Source organism: Streptomyces sp. NBC_01077 (assembly GCF_045162855.1).
Classification (GTDB): domain Bacteria; phylum Actinomycetota; class Actinomycetes; order Streptomycetales; family Streptomycetaceae; genus Streptomyces.
Genome location: NZ_CP108669.1, coordinates 105,527 through 121,521 on the forward strand (window position 1 = coordinate 105,527; position 15,995 = coordinate 121,521).

General features: G+C 64.8%; 13 protein-coding genes and 2 pseudogenes. 8 read left to right on the forward strand and 7 right to left on the reverse strand.

Annotation, left to right across the window (positions count from 1 at the left end):
- Positions 1 to 27 precede the first annotated feature (27 nt).
- The 4 genes and pseudogenes from OG462_RS00495 to OG462_RS00510 form a co-directional block, all read right to left on the reverse strand.
- A pseudogene (locus OG462_RS00495) lies at positions 28 to 365 on the reverse strand (DDE-type integrase/transposase/recombinase); the annotation flags it as partial.
- 14 nt (positions 366 to 379) lie between these two features.
- Complete coding sequence (locus OG462_RS00500; RefSeq protein WP_406066273.1) at positions 380 to 964, reverse strand: ISAzo13-like element transposase-related protein; 585 nt, start codon at positions 962 to 964, stop codon at positions 380 to 382.
- A pseudogene (locus OG462_RS00505) lies at positions 947 to 1,291 on the reverse strand (ISAzo13-like element transposase-related protein); the annotation flags it as partial. The gene OG462_RS00500 and the pseudogene OG462_RS00505, both read right to left, overlap by 18 nt.
- A gap of 345 nt (positions 1,292 to 1,636) precedes the next feature.
- A complete protein-coding gene (locus OG462_RS00510; protein WP_406053526.1) occupies positions 1,637 to 2,869 on the reverse strand; it encodes an IS4 family transposase in 1,233 nt (410 codons plus the stop codon).
- Positions 2,870 to 3,306: 437 nt separating this feature from the next.
- Here OG462_RS00510 and OG462_RS00515 point away from each other — a divergent pair, with 437 nt between their 5' ends.
- Entirely contained in the window at positions 3,307 to 3,846 is a 540-nt protein-coding gene (locus tag OG462_RS00515) for a hypothetical protein (RefSeq protein WP_406053528.1), read from the forward strand.
- Between the two features lie 295 nt (positions 3,847 to 4,141).
- Here OG462_RS00515 and OG462_RS00520 read toward each other — a convergent pair whose 3' ends face one another.
- Together OG462_RS00520 and OG462_RS00525 are read right to left on the reverse strand one after the other, a co-directional pair.
- A complete protein-coding gene (locus tag OG462_RS00520) occupies positions 4,142 to 5,086 on the reverse strand; it encodes an HTTM domain-containing protein (protein WP_406053530.1) in 945 nt (314 codons plus the stop codon).
- Between the two features lies 1 nt (position 5,087).
- On the reverse strand, positions 5,088 to 5,633 hold the full coding sequence (locus OG462_RS00525) for a hypothetical protein (protein ID WP_406053532.1): 546 nt from the start codon (positions 5,631 to 5,633) through the stop codon (positions 5,088 to 5,090).
- A 291-nt stretch (positions 5,634 to 5,924) separates the two neighbouring features.
- Between OG462_RS00525 and OG462_RS00530 the strand changes: the two genes are divergently transcribed.
- The 3 genes from OG462_RS00530 (at position 5,925) to OG462_RS00540 (ending at position 10,034) form a co-directional block, all read left to right on the forward strand.
- Positions 5,925 to 6,143: a hypothetical protein gene (locus OG462_RS00530; protein WP_406053534.1), complete on the forward strand. Its 219-nt coding sequence runs from the start codon at positions 5,925 to 5,927 to the stop codon at positions 6,141 to 6,143.
- Positions 6,144 to 6,510: 367 nt separating this feature from the next.
- Positions 6,511 to 7,254 carry a transposase family protein gene (locus OG462_RS00535; protein WP_406053536.1) on the forward strand — a complete coding sequence of 248 codons (744 nt, stop codon included), beginning with the start codon at positions 6,511 to 6,513 and terminating at the stop codon, positions 7,252 to 7,254.
- A gap of 1,391 nt (positions 7,255 to 8,645) precedes the next feature.
- The gene (locus OG462_RS00540) at positions 8,646 to 10,034 is read left to right on the forward strand and encodes a cytochrome P450 (RefSeq protein WP_406053538.1); all 1,389 of its coding nucleotides are present in this window, start codon (positions 8,646 to 8,648) and stop codon (positions 10,032 to 10,034) included.
- A gap of 137 nt (positions 10,035 to 10,171) precedes the next feature.
- On the opposite strand, the gene OG462_RS00545 is transcribed toward OG462_RS00540, so the two are convergent.
- Entirely contained in the window at positions 10,172 to 10,360 is a 189-nt protein-coding gene (locus OG462_RS00545; RefSeq protein ID WP_406053540.1) for a hypothetical protein, read from the reverse strand.
- A gap of 931 nt (positions 10,361 to 11,291) precedes the next feature.
- Here OG462_RS00545 and OG462_RS00550 point away from each other — a divergent pair.
- From OG462_RS00550 to OG462_RS00565, 4 genes are all read left to right on the forward strand, one after another.
- Entirely contained in the window at positions 11,292 to 12,545 is a 1,254-nt protein-coding gene (locus OG462_RS00550; protein WP_406053542.1) for an IS701 family transposase, read from the forward strand.
- Positions 12,546 to 12,695: 150 nt separating this feature from the next.
- A complete protein-coding gene (locus OG462_RS00555) occupies positions 12,696 to 13,721 on the forward strand; it encodes a 4-hydroxy-3-methylbut-2-enyl diphosphate reductase (RefSeq protein WP_406053543.1) in 1,026 nt (341 codons plus the stop codon).
- Positions 13,718 to 14,872 carry a flavodoxin-dependent (E)-4-hydroxy-3-methylbut-2-enyl-diphosphate synthase gene (ispG, locus tag OG462_RS00560; protein WP_406053545.1) on the forward strand — a complete coding sequence of 385 codons (1,155 nt, stop codon included), beginning with the start codon at positions 13,718 to 13,720 and terminating at the stop codon, positions 14,870 to 14,872. The genes OG462_RS00555 and ispG overlap by 4 nt, the downstream gene beginning before the upstream one ends.
- Before the next feature lie 40 nt (positions 14,873 to 14,912).
- Complete coding sequence (locus OG462_RS00565; protein WP_406053547.1) at positions 14,913 to 15,962, forward strand: polyprenyl synthetase family protein; 1,050 nt, start codon at positions 14,913 to 14,915, stop codon at positions 15,960 to 15,962.
- Positions 15,963 to 15,995 lie beyond the last annotated feature (33 nt).

The following is a 15,995-nucleotide window of genomic DNA, read 5'->3' on the forward strand; positions in this document are numbered from 1 at the left end:
GACACCGGGTTTCATGCGACGAGTTGTGACAGCGTGCTCGTAGCTCGAGCCGACCCGGCCCATGCTGCGGAGGATGCCGTGCCGTCGGCAGACCTCGGCGAAGGCTGCCGCGCTGTACTGAGCGCCCCTGTCGGTGTGGAAGACGACGCCGTGGACCCGGCCACCGTGGGCGGCCACGGCCATCGCGATCGCGTCGGTGACCAGCGAGGTGCGCATATGGTCCGCGGTTGACCAGCCCACGACCTTCCTCGAGCAGATGTCGATCACCGTGGCGAGTAAAGCCAGGCCGAACCGACGGCCATGTAAGTGATGTCGCCGCACCACTTTGTGTTGAGCGTGTCCGCGGTGAAGGCACGCATCACTAAGGGTCTGCCGATCATTAACCTGCCGCTTTGATCTTGCTGTTGGGGCTGCTGCTTTGGGCGGCCACTCGGGCTCGAAGGGCTGGCAGGGCGGTCGGTGGGATGACGGCCGGCGAGATGATGATGCCCTGTGCTTCAAGCAGTTTCCTGATCTTCAGCAGGGTGCGGTGCATTGCGGTGCGGCTGCTGTTGAACAGAACGGCAAGAGGTTCCGCGGCCAGGTTGACGCGCAGGTGGAGCACGGTGGCCAGGACCTGGTCGGCGAAGGTGAGGCGGGGTGGGCGTCCGCGGCGGGGAAGGCCCTTCGCGGCCAGGATGTGGATGAGGTTCTGCAGCTGGTGTGGAGTCAGGCCCGTCAGTTCGGGGTCGGACAGCAGCGCCGAGTGCCACGGCGGTGTCGGTGGCCGGCCGTTGCGGGCTGCCGGGACGGCCGGGCTCGGCTGGGGGTGCAGGGCATAGTTCCACTCGCCGTGGAAGGTGTGCCGGGTCAGCGGCAGGGCCGCCATCTCCGCGTCGCCGACACCGACGCCGGTGGGGTAGGTGTTGGTGTCCAGCTCGGCCTTCACCCGCAGTCCGGTGCGGGACCCCTCCTGCCGCAGCAGACCGGCGACGGTGTCCGCACCGACCCGGTGACCCTGACGGGTCAGCTCGGCCGCCAGCGTGCGGGTCGACTTCGTCGTCCACCGCAACGGCGACATCGGATCACCACGTTCGTCCGGCTCGACCAGGCTCAGCAGGGCACCCCGCAGTCCAGGGTCGAGGTCCGCGACGCGTTTGCGTCCGCCGCCCGGCCGCCGCACCCGCCCGGTCAGGAACTGGCCTGTCTCCAGGTCGGACATGCCCTTGCGAACCGTCGTCCCGCTCACCCCGGCCGCCCGGGCCACGGCCCGAATGCCGCCATGGCCCAGTCCTCGGGCCTCCGCGGCCATCAGCAGCCGCCGCTGTCGTTCGTCCAGGTGTGGGAACAACACCGCGAACTTCACGGCAAGTTGATCACGAGTCTCGTCCGGGATGCGCAAACGACACCAACGAGCCCGAGCTCTGAAAGCAACACCTTGATGATCGGCAGACCCTTAGACCCAATACTAGTGATTTAGGCGGTTTTAAGGCGTCTGGTGGTTGGTTTGGTGGGTGGCACCAGTGTGACGGTGTGAGTCGGTGGTGGGGGTGGGTTGCGGTGGTCGGTGTGTTTGAGGTGCCAGTTGGCCATTTTGCGTTTGATGACACGGGGGTTGGAGCGTCGTCTGCGGGGCGGAAGGAGTCGTTCGAGCAGCTCACGGATGGTGTGGGTCAGGGCTTGGTGGAGTCGTGAGGGGGGAAAGCGCCGCTTGGTCGGTGACGTGGCGGCGGGCGGCGTTGAGGGTGCGAGTGAAGGAGATCCGGTCGGGATCGAGGCCGGCCTCGGATGCCGCGTGGTGCATGACGTCGCGCAGTGCGTGGTGGACGAGGAGGAATCCGTAGACCTCCTGCTCGACACCGTCGGGATACTCCGAGCGCAGGACGAGTTGCCGGCCGCCCTGGTGGGTCTTGATCTCGTCCAGGGTGTTCTCGATCTCCCACCGCTGGTGGTAGAGCGCGGCGAGTTCGACGGCGGGTGCGTCGTCGGGGTCGCAGACCGTGGTGATCAGACGGTAGACGGTGTCCTCGCCGTGTCCGTCGAGCCGGTATTCGATGACACGGACCGGGGCCGGATCGCGGCGGCCGCGATCTCCGCTCGCCACGATCTCGGAGAGGCAGGAGCCGTCCTCGAAGGTCTCCAGGACCGGCAGGACGATGTTCTTGCGGACTCTCCACAACAGGTCCGCACCCGTGGCGGACGCGGCTTGCCACAGGCCGAAGCCGGTGATGCCGCGGTCGGCCATCAGCAGCATCCCCGGCGTGAGGCGGTCCAGCAGGCCGGGGATCAGGTGCTGTTCGTGGACCGTCAACGGGCCGGTCGCCGCGGCGAACACCGCATGCGTCCCGCACTCCACCAGAGCAGCCACTCTCACCTGCGGATACGCACTACGCTGCTGACCTCGGCCCGAGCCGGGCCGGCCGAAGAAGGCGCCGTTGGCGTCGGTGTCCGGGACATCGAAGACGGTGCCGTCGACCGCGACCAGACGCCACCGCCGATACCAGGCACCCACCGTCTCCGGCGTCGCGACCGGACGGCACACCCGGCCGAAAAGCACCTTCAAAGGCTCCGGTCCCAACCGCCGGCGGGCCCGCCCGATCGCCGCCGTCGTCGGCACCGGCCACGGCTTGTCCCACCGCCGCACCCGCTCGAGCCCCTGCGTCAAAAGCCGGGCCACCTCCTCATAGCCCTGCCCGGAGAACAGGCACATCGCGAGCACGAAATACACCACCACCCGGGCCGGCAACAGCCGTGAACGCTGCTCGACCCGCCCGCACTCCGCCACCACCTCATCCGCCAACTCCGGCGGAAACACCCGCGTCAGCACACCCAGAGCGATCCGGTCCGACAACCGGCCACCCGACGACTTCACCTGCCCAGGCCTCGGCACACCACACCCAACGACCAACACCCACCAAAGTCACCGGTATTGGCCCTAGACCCCACACCCCGTGGTGCTGGGACACCGTCCCGCTCTGCCTGACTGGAGGACTCGGCCTCGCCACCACTCCGCTGGTCAACCGGGCCGTCACCACGGCACTGGCCGGGAGCCCCCGGGCCCTCTGCTTGGACCTCACCGGCCGAACCTTCTGCAACGGAACGGGTCTCGCGCGCTGAACCAGCTCACCCACCAGGTCCGCACGTCTACACGAGCCTCCACCTGAACAGCCTGGACCTCAACCTGCAACGAACCCTTGGCCTGTTTCCCGTAATCCCGGACACTCGTTCATGTTGCCGCGAGGATGCTGGTGCCGTTGCCGGGTTTCGGTCGGGGTGAGGTAACTGAAGTTCTCGTGCCTGCGCAGGCGGTGGTTGTAGAAGCTCTCGATGAACGCGAAGACCTCGGAGCGGGCGGTGGCCCGGTCGGGCCGGACGCGAGTGCCAATCTCTTCTTCGAGCAGGGCCCAGAAGCTCTCCGCGACGGCGTTGTCGAAGCAGGTCCCGGTCCGGCCGTACGCCTCCAAACTGCACCTCCGGGGCGGCGGCGAGGATCTGGAGGTCCGCCTCGGTCGCATCCTCCGGGGCGACCCGGGCAGAGGCGTAGACGGCGAGGGCGCCGGCCCGGACGGCGGTGGCGACGGTAAGGGACCCTTTCACATATCCTTCGCCGCCGTCTCGTCGAACTTCCCGTGGAACCGCGGCACTCTGCCCTTCACCTGCCAGAGGAAGAGCCCCACGAGGGCGATGGACCTGTCCGCGAAGACCGCGTACGTCCTGGCGAACCCCATGTACAGGGTCTGCACCAGGCCGTTCACGACGCCCGCAGCCGGCGACTCGGCCTTGGCTGAAGCATCACATCAGGTGATCCGCTTCGAGCCCGGTCACGCAGCCTCTCGTAAGGCTTTCGTGGTTGCGCCCCGAGCCTGACGTCTCAGTGAAGACGGGTGAGCAGCATGTTCTTGCGGGTGGAGCGGCCGTCGCCGAGGCCTGCGTCGAGGACGACCTGGGTCACGTGGCCGTGCCCGGCGCGACACTCTTGCAAGCCGCGGCCGCCAGGCCGATCAGTGCCGTTCTGCGCAGCACAGACGCCCCAGCCAACGCCCGCGGCTGGCAGCCACGTATATATCGCGGCGTCGCGGCATCTCACGGGCCAAAGCCCGGCGTCTCGGAATTGCAGGTCGCTGCCGGCGAAGCGCTGGGCGCGATGTCCTGAAGGGGTTGGTCATCGCCGGTGCTTCAAGGCCAGCCAACGGTGAAGGCGGCCAGCGTATGCGTCTGCTGTGCGAGGGGGGATGAACGCGAGGTAGAGGATGAACATGGCAAAGCTGAAGAAGCCGACTGTCAAGGTTGCGTGGATCGATAGGTGGAGCATGACTCCGGCGGAGAGGATCCAGGGCCGTAGGCGGAGGTTCCATACCAGGGTACCTAGGGCGAATTCGAGGGCGAGGGTGCCCCAGGTTGCGGCTTGCATGAGCAGCGGCTGGGTAACGATCCACTCCGGTGGCGACAGATTCGCCAGATCGGGCAGCCGCAGCGAATAGGAGACGGCCGTACCGTCAGGCCAGGTCTCGCCCTTGAGCTTGAGCTGCACCGTCGTCAGGTAGATGACACACATTTGGATCTGCAGTAGACGGAGCGTCCACGGCGCCCGTATCTGGGCGTCCCAGAAGGATCCGGTGGTGCGACGGCGGTCTAGCGACAATGCCGCCCCGGTAGGAGCCAAGGCTAGGAACAGAGCTTCGATGACAAGAAGCCCGTCGCCGGAGTTGATGATGACGGGATCGCGTCTGGTAAAGGAGAGCAGACATAGGAAGACGACAGAGGCGGCGATGCGGCTGTGCCAGCCTGCGGAGAGCGCAGCCGCTGCCAGGAGCATGACGGTCCATACGATGAGCACAGCCTGGTTGCTGGGGAACAGGTGCAGCAGTCCCCAGCTGTAGCGGAAGGACGGCGGCTCTGGGGTTACACCAGTGGGACCGTAGAACGTGAGCAGGTCCGGCAGGAGCGTGAGGGTCCATACCAGCACTATCAGTCCGAAGCAGATCCGGATGATGCCGAGGCTAGTCATGGGCTGTGGCTGGAACCAGAAGGTATTCCAGGTACCGGTGGCACTCGGCGTGCTGGTTTCGGCGTGCCGAGCTCGTGGCCCGGTGATGTGTTCGGTCATGTCAGAGTGCTTTGTCGTAGAGGATCTGTTGGCTCTCCTGAGGGGTGACAGCGGAGCCCGGCGGCGGAAGACTCCGAGAGGAGAGCACGATACGCACGTGCGTTGCCCTCGCTCCATCGCGCTGAGCCTGCTCGGCGACCCATAGGGCAAGCGCCGGACGAATCTCCGCATGGCGCACTGCGCTCTCCTTGAGCTTCTGCCACCGGTAGGTCCAGAGATGGCTAAGCAGGGGGTCACCGTGCGGGACATTCCAAGTCACCTCACGACCATTGCTGAGCGTCACGATCACGTCGATGCCCTCAGCATGTCTGGGCGGATTCGGTGAGAACATGCCCCAGTTCTGGTCCACGCCGCCGGCGTTACGGATGGGGGCTCCAACTGACTCCGCTTGTGTACGAACAGGGCCAGGAGGCAACCACCTTTCCAATACCGGAAACAGTAGCGCGACGACCAGAGAACTGATCAGTATCCGGCCGAACACGCTCGCCTCGATGCGCTCCTGGAGGCAAGAGAGCTGACGAGGAAACCGGCGAAATATTGCTGCCATATGGAAGAGGCTACGCGCATCTCTATTAAGTTCAACCCTTTCTCCCGATTCGCCCGATTCACCCGAACTGGGGTGCAGAATGCGGGATAGCGATATGAGTACCCATTGCTCAGTCGATCTTTCATCTTCCTCCCTCACTCTTGGGATTCGAGTCGCCGAGGTCAAGTGCCCTGCATGCCGATCTGACCGGGACGCCGATCGAGCATCCACCTCTAACCCGCAACGCGAAGCCATGCCCCAGCTCCTGCGGGCGTTCTCCGCGGCAAAATCCCCTCCCAAGGAGTCTTAATTATGAACTGGTACAAGAACTTGAGCACCAAGGCTCGGCGATTTGCAAAGGGAACGGCGGCAACCGGCGCGGCTGCGGCAGCCGTAGCGGCGGTTGTCGTGGCTGGCCCGGCCACCACCGTGCAGGCCGACACCACCGGTTCTACGGACAGCAGCACCACCACTGCCCCCGGTGGGGGCAGTGGTGGCTGGCTAGGAAACCACAACGAGCTGCTGGTCTGACCGGAGCTGAGGGCGGCAGGGGAAGGGACAATAGCCCTTCCCCTGCCGCCTCGTGCAGCGCCTTTGGCCAAGGCCATGCATGCCGGGTCTCGACGAGCCCGCGATGTCCGCAGTCGGCACCGAAAACGTCCTCGCCTCCCGGCTGATCCACCGTGCCCATGACGAATCCGGCGGGGTACTGCTACGAACCGGCCTGCGCGCTCGTCGAGGCTGGCCGAGCGTGCCCCGGCGCTGCCGAGTCTCTGGCGTCAATGAGGTTGTTCAGTGTGGCCACTGATCGGGTGACAGCTTGGAGGCATGACGGGAGAGGCCCTCGAGTTGTTGAGCGGGGTATCTGACGTCCGCAGCTCTTCAACTCGGGGGCCTCGTGGTTCCTTATCGTGCCGTACTCGATGTCCCGCATGCCTTGGTGGAGTGGGTCACGATACTGATCGTCACCCGGGAGGGTGACCGCAGGTACAAACTGTCGCCGTCCCAGCGTGCCCTGGTCTCACTGGTGTACCTGCGGAAGAACGACACCCTGCGTCAGCTTGCGGCCGGCTTCGGGATCAGCCTGGGCACCGCTGATACCCACGTTCACGCCGTGATCGGTCATCTGGCCGGACTCGCGCCCGGTCTGACTGCGGCCTTGAGGTCGGCCAATGCCCGCTATGCCCTGTTGGACGGGACGCTCGCCGAGTGCGACCGGACCGGCGACGGCCGGACGGATTATTCGGGAAAGCGGCACGGGGTGAACCTCCAGGTGGTAACCGCTCCGGACGGCACCCTGGTATGGATTTCACCCGCCCTGCCCGGACGGGCCCACGATCTGACCGCGGCCCGACAGCACCGGATCACCGCCACCTGCATCCGACTGGGTATCCCGGTCCTGGCCGACCGCGGCTACCAGGGAGCCGGTGACATCGTCGCCGTTCCCCACAAGCGACGGCCGGGCAAGGACCTCACGGTCAAACAGAGGTGCGTCAACCGGGCACATTCCCGTCTCAGGTGGCCCGTTGAGAGATCCATCGCGTCCGTCAAGACCTGGCGGATCCTCCGCAAAGCCCGCTGCAACCCCAGCCGGATGACGTCAATCGTCAAAGCCATCCTCACCCTCGAGGCTCACCGCTGAACAAGCTCAATGCACCCCCCTCCGTCGGCCCACACGTAGACGTAGTCGGTAGGTCAGGTCAGGGTGCTGGATGGCGGAGTGGCCCTCGGTCCACTTGAATCGGCGGCCGGGTCACGGTGGCTGGCGGCAGACCCGCCGCGCCACCCAGGAACTCTTCGAGCGCCGACACGAAGTCACCGAACGACAGTCCGTGGAGGTGGAGCAGGGGTAGCACCTCGCTGATCTTCGGAGATTTGCGGCACCACGGCACGAGGGTCTTGGAGGAGAACCGGCCGTGTTCCCCCGCCTCCTCGTCGAGGCACAGGCGCTGAACGTCCAGTGATGCGCCGTGGTGAGTGCTGGCCCCGGCCGCTTACCACGGCCACGGTCTCGCGGGTCTCGGTCGGGGTGCCCGAGAGTCTCTGAGTGCGAGCGCCTCCCATTCGATGGTCCAGGTGGCGGTGGCGCGGCCCTTGCACCGCTCGCCGGGCTGGCCGTACACGCTCGAGAAGTGACCGCACATCGGGGACGGCGTCTTGCCCTGGTCGGGGGTGTAGCGGCTGCCGGGGCAGGTGGCGGTTCCGTCGCCCATGGGCCAGCGGACCGATGTCACCTTCGCGGTGGCGGTCGCGGTATCCTAGTCGGCCGTCGCGGACGCCGAGACCGGGCCGAACGTCGTCGAGACGGGGTGCTCCACATCAACATCGGCATCCCGATGACGTACGTCCCCCGCCGAACGCGCCGGGCCGGTGAGCCGCATCAAGGTTGAGCGTATCTGAAGCTGATTCGCGGATGCCACGATTTGGACGGCTCTTCGCGTCAGCAGATTGTTGGGTTCGCGATCAGGATGCCCGTTCAGCATAGGCCCGTGGGTGTGCGGGACCGCAACCGACCTGACACAAAACATGGCTATTTCAGGCAGACCTAGGGCTTCTCACGGAGCATGTGTAACGCAGGCTCCTCTGGAAGCTGTCGTGCCGTGAGAAGCCACGGCTCTGGGGGCTGATCCATCCAGTACCAGTACCTGAAGGCATCCCATGGGAACAAGCCCCGGGAGTGACAGACATGGTCACACTCCCCGATGAGATGGCCCCGCCCGTCCTCCGTCGCTTGGCTGTCATCTTGGACGGAGACCGGCGCCGGGCTCACCAACAAGGCCTTCCGCCGGTCCCGGGATCCCAGAGCGGAGGGCAGGGCGTTCTGGACCTTCTCACCTGGTGGGAGAGCATCGATGAGATAGAGGTGGCCACAATATGGTCCCTGTCCCAGACTCGAGCGCCCCCAGCACGAACTGGCGGATCTCGTCTCCGCGAATCACGGAGACGACTGAGAAGAACGCCGCGACCCAGCGCAGGCAAGATAACTGAGACCTAAGTATCCAACTCATTGCGGCTGACGAGACGGGAAGAAGAATGGCGACGAATAAGGCCCTGCAAAGCTCGGTCAAGGTGCCGGGGCCGCTGGCTCAGGAATTGAGTATGGCTCCGCGTAGACTGCCGATTCTCGGCCATGCGGTGGCTCTGCGGAGGACTCCACTAGATTTCCTGTCCTCGCTTCCAGCACTCGGCGATCTCGTCAAGATCGGACTCGGCACCCGCACCGCCTATCTCGTTTGCGACCCTGAACTCTCCCATCTCGTATTGCGCGACAGTCGTACATTCGACAAGGGCGGCCCCGTGATGGATACGGCCCGGACACTGTTGCGTGACGGCATGGTGACCTGCCCTTATGAGCCGCATCGGCGTCAACGTCGGCTGATTCAGCCATCCTTCAATAAAGACCGTCTTGCCGAATACGCAGATATGATGCCTCCCTACATTTCTGCCGCGCTTGACTCCTGGCAGGACGGCCAAGTGATTGACGTCCTTCCGGAGATGATGGAGATCACCTCTCGGGTAACGGCACGCACCATGTTCACTGCCACTCTCGATGCAGACACCATTTCAGAGTTCATGGACTGCCTGGGTATTGTGCTGGATGGCTTGTTCAAACGTGTAACGTCGCCGCTACCTGTGCTGATGAAGCTGCCCACCCCTGCCAATCGTCGTTACGCGCAGGCACGCGCTCGCATGGACGAAATCGTCCAGCAGACTATCGAATTCTATCGCCGCTCCGGGATACAGCGCGGTGACCTCCTTGCAACGCTTCTCGCTGCTCGTGGCGAAGATGGTGATCGACTCAGCGAACAGGAAATCCACGACCAGGTATTCACCTTCTTTGCGGCTGGCACAGAAACCACCGCCACTCTTCTGGCGTGGGCACTGCACGTTGTCGGGACGCAACCCCACATCCGGAAGCAACTGCAAGCCGAAGTCGACACAGTCCTCGACGGCCGGCCGGCAACCTGGGCCGATATCCCCCGCCTGGACTTCACCTATCGCATCCTGATCGAGACCATGCGCCTGTATCCACCCGTGGTACTGACCACTCGGATCACCACAGCCGACACCGAACTCGGTGGACACAAGATTGCGAACGGCACCGACGTGTTCCTCAGCCCATACATCGTCCACCGGCGCCCCGAGATCTACCCCGACCCCGACACCTTCAATCCGGACCGCTGGCTCTCCCAGCGCCCCGCCCCGCCCCGCGGCGCCTACATCCCCTTCGGCGGCGGCTCCCGAAAGTGCATCGGCGACACCTTCTCCCTGACCGAAGCCACCCTCGCCCTCAGCACAATCGTCAACCGCTTTGAGCTTCACCCCGACCCCAAATCCACAACGCAGCCGCGGCTCAGCAGCACCCTGCGGCCGCATCCCCTGCTCATGAGCCTGCACGCCCGCCGCGACCAAGGTCGGTGAGAAATAGTCGGTGAGTGGGTTGTTGGTGAGGCGTGGGTCTGTCCAGCAAACGGTGTAACCGGCTTGGTTGCTGAGGTCAGATTCGGTTGCTGGCGAGGCGGCCGCCGAAGGCCTACCAGGGCCCGCTTCTACCGTGGTCAGCGTCGCAGCGGGGCGCAGGCGAGGTCCTCCTGGACCGCTCGGACCCTGGCCAGCAGCGCGGGCTTGAGGCCCTTGTTGGTCTGTGGGTTGATCGAAAACGTCAGCGACCGCTTGCAGTCCGCCGTGCTGACCGTGAGCTGGGTGTAGCCGGGGAAGTTGTCGGTGTGGCCGTAGACCTGCCGCATCGCGTCCTGTACTGGAAGATCGGCAGCCCGCCCGCGTTGGCACCGGTCCCCGAGGGTTCCGAGGCCTCGCCGGGAGAGATCCTTCTTCGCGACGAAGCCGAGCAGCCGGCGCGAGTCGAAACGGCGTGTCGGGGCCCTCCTCCGAGATCTCCTGGAACGCGGGCGGCCGTCAAGAAGTCGGGCAGCTCCGGAGGTATACCGGCCAGTTGCCCACAGATGCCGCGGGCAGCGTCTGTGGGATGGTCTACGTGCTGTGGCGCGGGCTGGGCAGACGTGCTCGCAGAGCGAGTCGGCCGCAGCGGGGTGACGGCTCGAGTGTCGGGGCCTTTAAGGCGCCTCTATGGCTCTCGTCAAGCCGTAGCCCGGTGTGGGTGGCTGGTAGAAGGTGCCGTCGCTGAGCATGGCGAGGAGGACGTCGATGCGGCGTCGGGCCAATGCGATGAGGGCGGCGACGTGGTGCTTCCCTTCGCGGCGTTTGCGGGTAGCAGGCGCGTGACTCGAGCTGGGAGAGCGAGGCGAGCGCGGAGGGGCCCGCCAGGTCGTCGTCGACCCCGGCAATCATCGCGAACTCGGGTCTCGTCGGCGGGATCGATCGTCCGCAGTGTGTGAGACATCGTCCTGGCGGAGTCGGCGGCGTCTCTGCTGCATATCGCCTCCGCGGCAGTGAGCCTAGCGGTCACGCGCGAGGCTGATATCACACCTTGCTGCCTGGCGGTAGGCAGGGCAGCCACCGGCCATCCGGAGCAGTAATGAGTATCGATTGCTCATAGTGTCGTGCTGGCCGGAGCGCACAGTTGAAGAGTCCGATTTGCCCTATCTGGCAGTCGCGGCCTGAGGTGCTTTCGCTCAAGCCTGGCGCCCTAGCCACAGCATCAGTGTTGCCGGACAGGATCTCAGTGGCTGCAGGCGCGACGATGCTGGAGGACTGGTCATGGCTGCGACGGAAAGCAGGACCGGGTTCGACACCCTGGCAGGCTCCTCGGCCTCGTTGCCGACGCAGCGCGTACGGCAGGAGGACTTCGCCCTTCGCCAACTGACTGCAGTGCTGTTCAAGTCACTCGATCGTAGTGATCAGCGTCGGCACGCCCTTGCTTATCTTCGCGGACTGCTTGGCGCGGACGGCCGACGGTCCATCCGCAACATTGCTGCGCTGCACGGCGATCCGACCATGGCACAGAGCCTTCATCACTTCATCTCGAACTCCACATGGGAATGGTCACCGATGCGTGAAGCGCTTGCCGAGTACCTGGTGGGCAGCCTCCAGCCGGCAGCCTGGGTGACTGTGCCCCTGGCCATTCCCAAGCGGGGCACCACCTCAGTGGGCTCGGAGCGCCAGTACGTTCCGGAACTCGGCCAGGTTGCCATCGCCCAGCAGGCCGTTGGTGTGTGGGCCTCCACCGAGGATGTCAGCAGCCCGGTGAACTGGCGGCTTCGGCTGCCGGAGAAGTGGCTCGAAGACCCGGAGCGGCGCCGCCAGGCGTCGATTCCAGATGATCTGACGGCACGCACCCTCGAGGAATGCGCCGTTGAGGCAGCGCTGGAAACAGCCAGCGGGTGGGGTCTGCCAGTCAGGCCAGTAGTCATCGATGCCCGACGGATCGATGTGGCCTCATTGGTCAAGCGGTTTCATGACGCAGGCGTGCCTTTTGTTGCACGGATCAGCGACAACACTCCTCTGGCGGCTGCTGAGCCAGGACCGGCGAACCGAACCGGGGCCTTCCAACCGGCGGGTCAGATGGTCAAAGGATGGAGCGGCTGCATTCGCCCGGTTCGGCGGCCACAGCCCCGCGAGCCGGAGACGCACCCTGAACTCGCCGCAACGGTGCAAGTCCGCATACGCCAGGTGACGGGGCCTGCGGACTTGACCCTGCTGGCGACGGGGCAGAGCCGACGGGAGTGGCCCGCAGAGCTCTGGCTCACCAACATTACTAATGCACATATGTGCGCCCTGGTCCAGCTGACAAAACTGCCCGAGCGCATCGATCAAGAGTGTGGGGAAGCTGCTGACCGGCTCGGGATCCGGGATTTCAGAGGGCGTTCCTACGAGGGTTGGAACCGCCATGTCACACTAGTATCCGCTGCATATGCACTTTCAATGTTCCTCTTTAAGGACTGCCGTATCCAGGCAGGTCACTTTTCCTCCTCCACCCGTAATTTCGGTTCACCGCAGACTCGGGCAGCATGAGTAATTCAATCCAGTCTGCCATACGATTCCAGAGAATGAATATGATCCTGCCGGGACACTTACCTAGATGAAGGTTCTGTTCTATATACCTGCGATATCGAGCACCGGCCCCCCACCCGCCAAGATGGATGATGCAGAAACTGATGTCTGATGCCTCGAACTAACGCACGCCGCGTCTTGCTTGCCGGTTCCCGTGGTTTCTGTGCGGGGGTGGACCGTGCAGTCACCGCTGTTGAGGAGGCCCTGGAGCAGTACGGGGCACCGATCTACGTCCGTAAGCAGATCGTGCATAACAAGCATGTCGTGCAGAGCCTGGAGAAGAAAGGAGCGGTCTTCGTCGACGAAACGGAGGAGGTTCCGGCCGGCGAGATTGTGGTGTTCTCTGCGCATGGCGTCGCGCCGTCCGTGCACGGTGAGGCCAAGCGCAGCGGGCTCGCCATTATCGATGCCACCTGTCCTTTGGTGACCAAGGTGCACAAGGAAGCCGTGCGCTTCGCAGAGGAGGGTTACGGCATCCTGCTCGTCGGTCATGAGGGCCATGAGGAAGTGATTGGGATCATGGGCGAGGCCCCGGAGCGCACCTCGCTGGTGGACAACGCGCACGACGCGGCCACGGTGCGTGTGCCAGACGGGGAGAGGGTTGTCTGGCTTTCCCAGACCACTCTCTCGGTGGACGAGGCCACGGCAACCGTCGGGCGGCTCAAGGAACGCTTTCCGGCACTGGTCTCCCCGCCCAGCGACGACATCTGCTATGCCACCCAGAACCGCCAGAACGCGGTAAAGGAGATCGCCCCCGAGAGCGACCTGCTGATCGTGGTGGGCTCGGAGAACTCCTCCAACTCCGTACGGCTGGTCGAGGTTGCCCGGGAGTACGGGGCCAGAGCCGCCTGTCTGGTCGACTCCGCCAGCGAGATCGACGAAGCCTGGCTGAAGGGCGTCGCCACCATCGGCCTCACTAGCGGTGCCTCTGTACCGGAGGTGCTGGTTAACGATGTCTTGGCATGGCTCGCCGAACGCGGCTGGAACGATGTTCAGACGGTGGAGACGACCACCGAGACCCAGCGCTTCGGGCTCCCGCGCGAGCTGGCCCGCACCCGTGAGGAGCTGTTCGGCGGCTCTGGTGTGGCAGAGTCTGGAGCCCCCGCCAGCGATGACGCCGTTGAGGGGATCTCATGACCACGGTTTCGCTGGGCATGCCCGCCATGCCGAGCCAGTCCCTTGCCCCTCGGCGCACATCGCGGCAGATCATGGTGGGAAACGTTCCGGTGGGCGGCAACGCACCCGTGTCGGTGCAGTCGATGACCACGACCGTGACAGCAGACGTCGATGCCACGCTCCAGCAGATCGCGCAGCTGACCGCGGCGGGGTGTCAGATCGTCCGGGTGGCGGTCCCCTCGCAGGACGATGCAGAGGCACTGCCCGGCATCGTCCGCAAGTCCCAAATTCCCGTGATCGCCGACATCCATTTTCAGCCGAGGTACGTCTTCACAGCAATCGACGCGGGCTGCGCTGCCGTGCGGGTGAACCCCGGGAATATCAGGCAGTTCGACGATAAGGTCAAAGAGATTGCCCGTGCGGCTGCAGGGGCAGGTGTGCCGATCCGCATCGGGGTGAACGCCGGGTCTCTGGACAATAGACTCCTGGAGAAGTATGGACGGGCGACCCCCGAGGCTCTGGTGGAATCAGCTCTGTGGGAATGCTCTCTCTTCGAGGAGCACGGGTTTCGGGACATCAAGATCTCGGTGAAGCACAATGACCCAGTCGTCATGGTCAACGCCTACAGGCAGCTGGCTTCCGCCTGCGACTACCCATTGCACCTGGGGGTGACTGAAGCCGGCCCGGCGTTCCAGGGAACCGTCAAGTCAGCAGTTGCTTTCGGTGTACTGCTGGCTGAGGGCATCGGAGACACGATCAGGGTCTCCCTGTCGGCTCCTCCGACCGAGGAAATCAAGGTCGGTATCCAGATCCTGGAATCGCTCAACCTGCGTCAGCGCCGGCTGGAGATCGTTTCGTGTCCGTCGTGCGGGCGTGCACAGGTGGATGTCTACAAGCTGGCGGCGGAAGTCACCGCTGGGCTTGACGGGCTGACTGTCCCGCTGCGCGTGGCAGTGATGGGGTGTGTGGTCAACGGTCCGGGAGAGGCCCGGGAGGCAGACCTGGGCGTGGCAGCGGGTAACGGCAAGGGACAGATTTTCGTCCGAGGCAAGGTGATCAAGACCGTGCCAGAGTCGAGGATCGTGGAAACCCTGATTGACGAAGCCCTCGCACTCGCCGGCCAGATGGGCGGAGAAGGCGATCCCACCGTCACAGTGATCGCCTCAAAGTAGCACTCTCCCCGCACTTCACATACGACGGAATGCGTCCACCATGGCAGACACAGTTTTTCTCTCGGCACCTGCGCTGCTGGAATACAGCCGGGCCCGGTACACACCAGCCCTGCGTGAATCCGTCGGCCGGCTAGCCGCCCCTATGAACACGATCGCCGGCTACCACTTCGGCTGGAACGACCAGTACGGCCGCCCCACCGCCGACGACGCGGGCAAAGCAGTCCGTCCCGCCCTGGTTCTGCTGTCCGCTCAGGCCGCCGACGCCACAGACGAGGTGGGGATCCCGGGTGCGGTGGCCATAGAGCTGGTTCACAACTTTTCCCTCCTTCACGACGACATCATGGATGGCGACCACACTCGCCGGGGCCGCCCGACGGCCTGGTCGGTCTTCGGCTCCGCTCAGGCGATCTTGGTGGGCGACGCCCTGCTGGCGCTTGCCCCGCAGGTGCTCTTGCAGGCCACGGAACGAGGCAGCGCTCCTGAAGACACCCTGCGTGCCGTCCAGCAGCTCACCAGCTCGACGTGTGCGCTGATTGACGGTCAGTGCCAGGATCTGGCTTTTGAAAAGACCGAGGGCATCACTGTTGAGGAGTGCCTGGTGATGGAGGGCGGCAAGACTGGGGCTCTGCTGGCTTGTGCATGCCGGATCGGTGCAGTACTGGCGGGTGCTGACGACCGTGTCTCCCACGCCCTGTACCGCTACGGGTACCACTTAGGGCTTGCGTTCCAGGCAGTAGACGACCTACTGGGTATCTGGGGTGACCCGCAGATCACCGGCAAGGCACGCTGGGGAGACCTGCGGCGGCGCAAGAACTCCCTGCCTGTCTGTGCCGCTCTCGCCGAAGGCGGCACCGCCTCCCGCCGCTTGTCCGACCTGCTCACCGACCCGAACACCTCAGACGACGATGAGCATCAACTCGCTCAGCGCGCCGCGCTCATCGAAGCCGCTGGCGGGCGTGCGTTCGCGGAAGCCGAGGCACGTCGCCAGCACGCCACAGCAGTGGCTGCCCTGAGCGAGGTGCACATTCCTGGCGAGGTTGAGGAACAGCTCACCATGCTGGCCACATTCATCGTAAAACGGGAAAGGTAGGAGTCTTGATGGAACCGTATTCCCTGGCCTCCG

Bases quoted from the DNA above. Each gene is read 5' to 3' on its own strand.
- OG462_RS00530 (WP_406053534.1), top strand. From the start codon at position 5,925: ATGAACTGGTACAAGAACTTGAGCACCAAGGCTCGGCGATTTGCAAAG.
- OG462_RS00540 (WP_406053538.1), top strand. From the start codon at position 8,646: ATGGCGACGAATAAGGCCCTGCAAAGCTCGGTCAAGGTGCCGGGGCCG.
- OG462_RS00515 (WP_406053528.1), top strand. From the start codon at position 3,307: ATGAACGCGAAGACCTCGGAGCGGGCGGTGGCCCGGTCGGGCCGGACG.
- OG462_RS00550 (WP_406053542.1), top strand. From the start codon at position 11,292: ATGGCTGCGACGGAAAGCAGGACCGGGTTCGACACCCTGGCAGGCTCC.
- OG462_RS00565 (WP_406053547.1), top strand. From the start codon at position 14,913: ATGGCAGACACAGTTTTTCTCTCGGCACCTGCGCTGCTGGAATACAGC.
- OG462_RS00545 (WP_406053540.1), bottom strand. From the start codon at position 10,360: ATGCGGCAGGTCTACGGCCACACCGACAACTTCCCCGGCTACACCCAG.
- OG462_RS00525 (WP_406053532.1), bottom strand. From the start codon at position 5,633: ATGGCAGCAATATTTCGCCGGTTTCCTCGTCAGCTCTCTTGCCTCCAG.
- OG462_RS00520 (WP_406053530.1), bottom strand. From the start codon at position 5,086: ATGACCGAACACATCACCGGGCCACGAGCTCGGCACGCCGAAACCAGC.
- OG462_RS00555 (WP_406053543.1), top strand. From the start codon at position 12,696: ATGCCTCGAACTAACGCACGCCGCGTCTTGCTTGCCGGTTCCCGTGGT.
- ispG (WP_406053545.1), top strand. From the start codon at position 13,718: ATGACCACGGTTTCGCTGGGCATGCCCGCCATGCCGAGCCAGTCCCTT.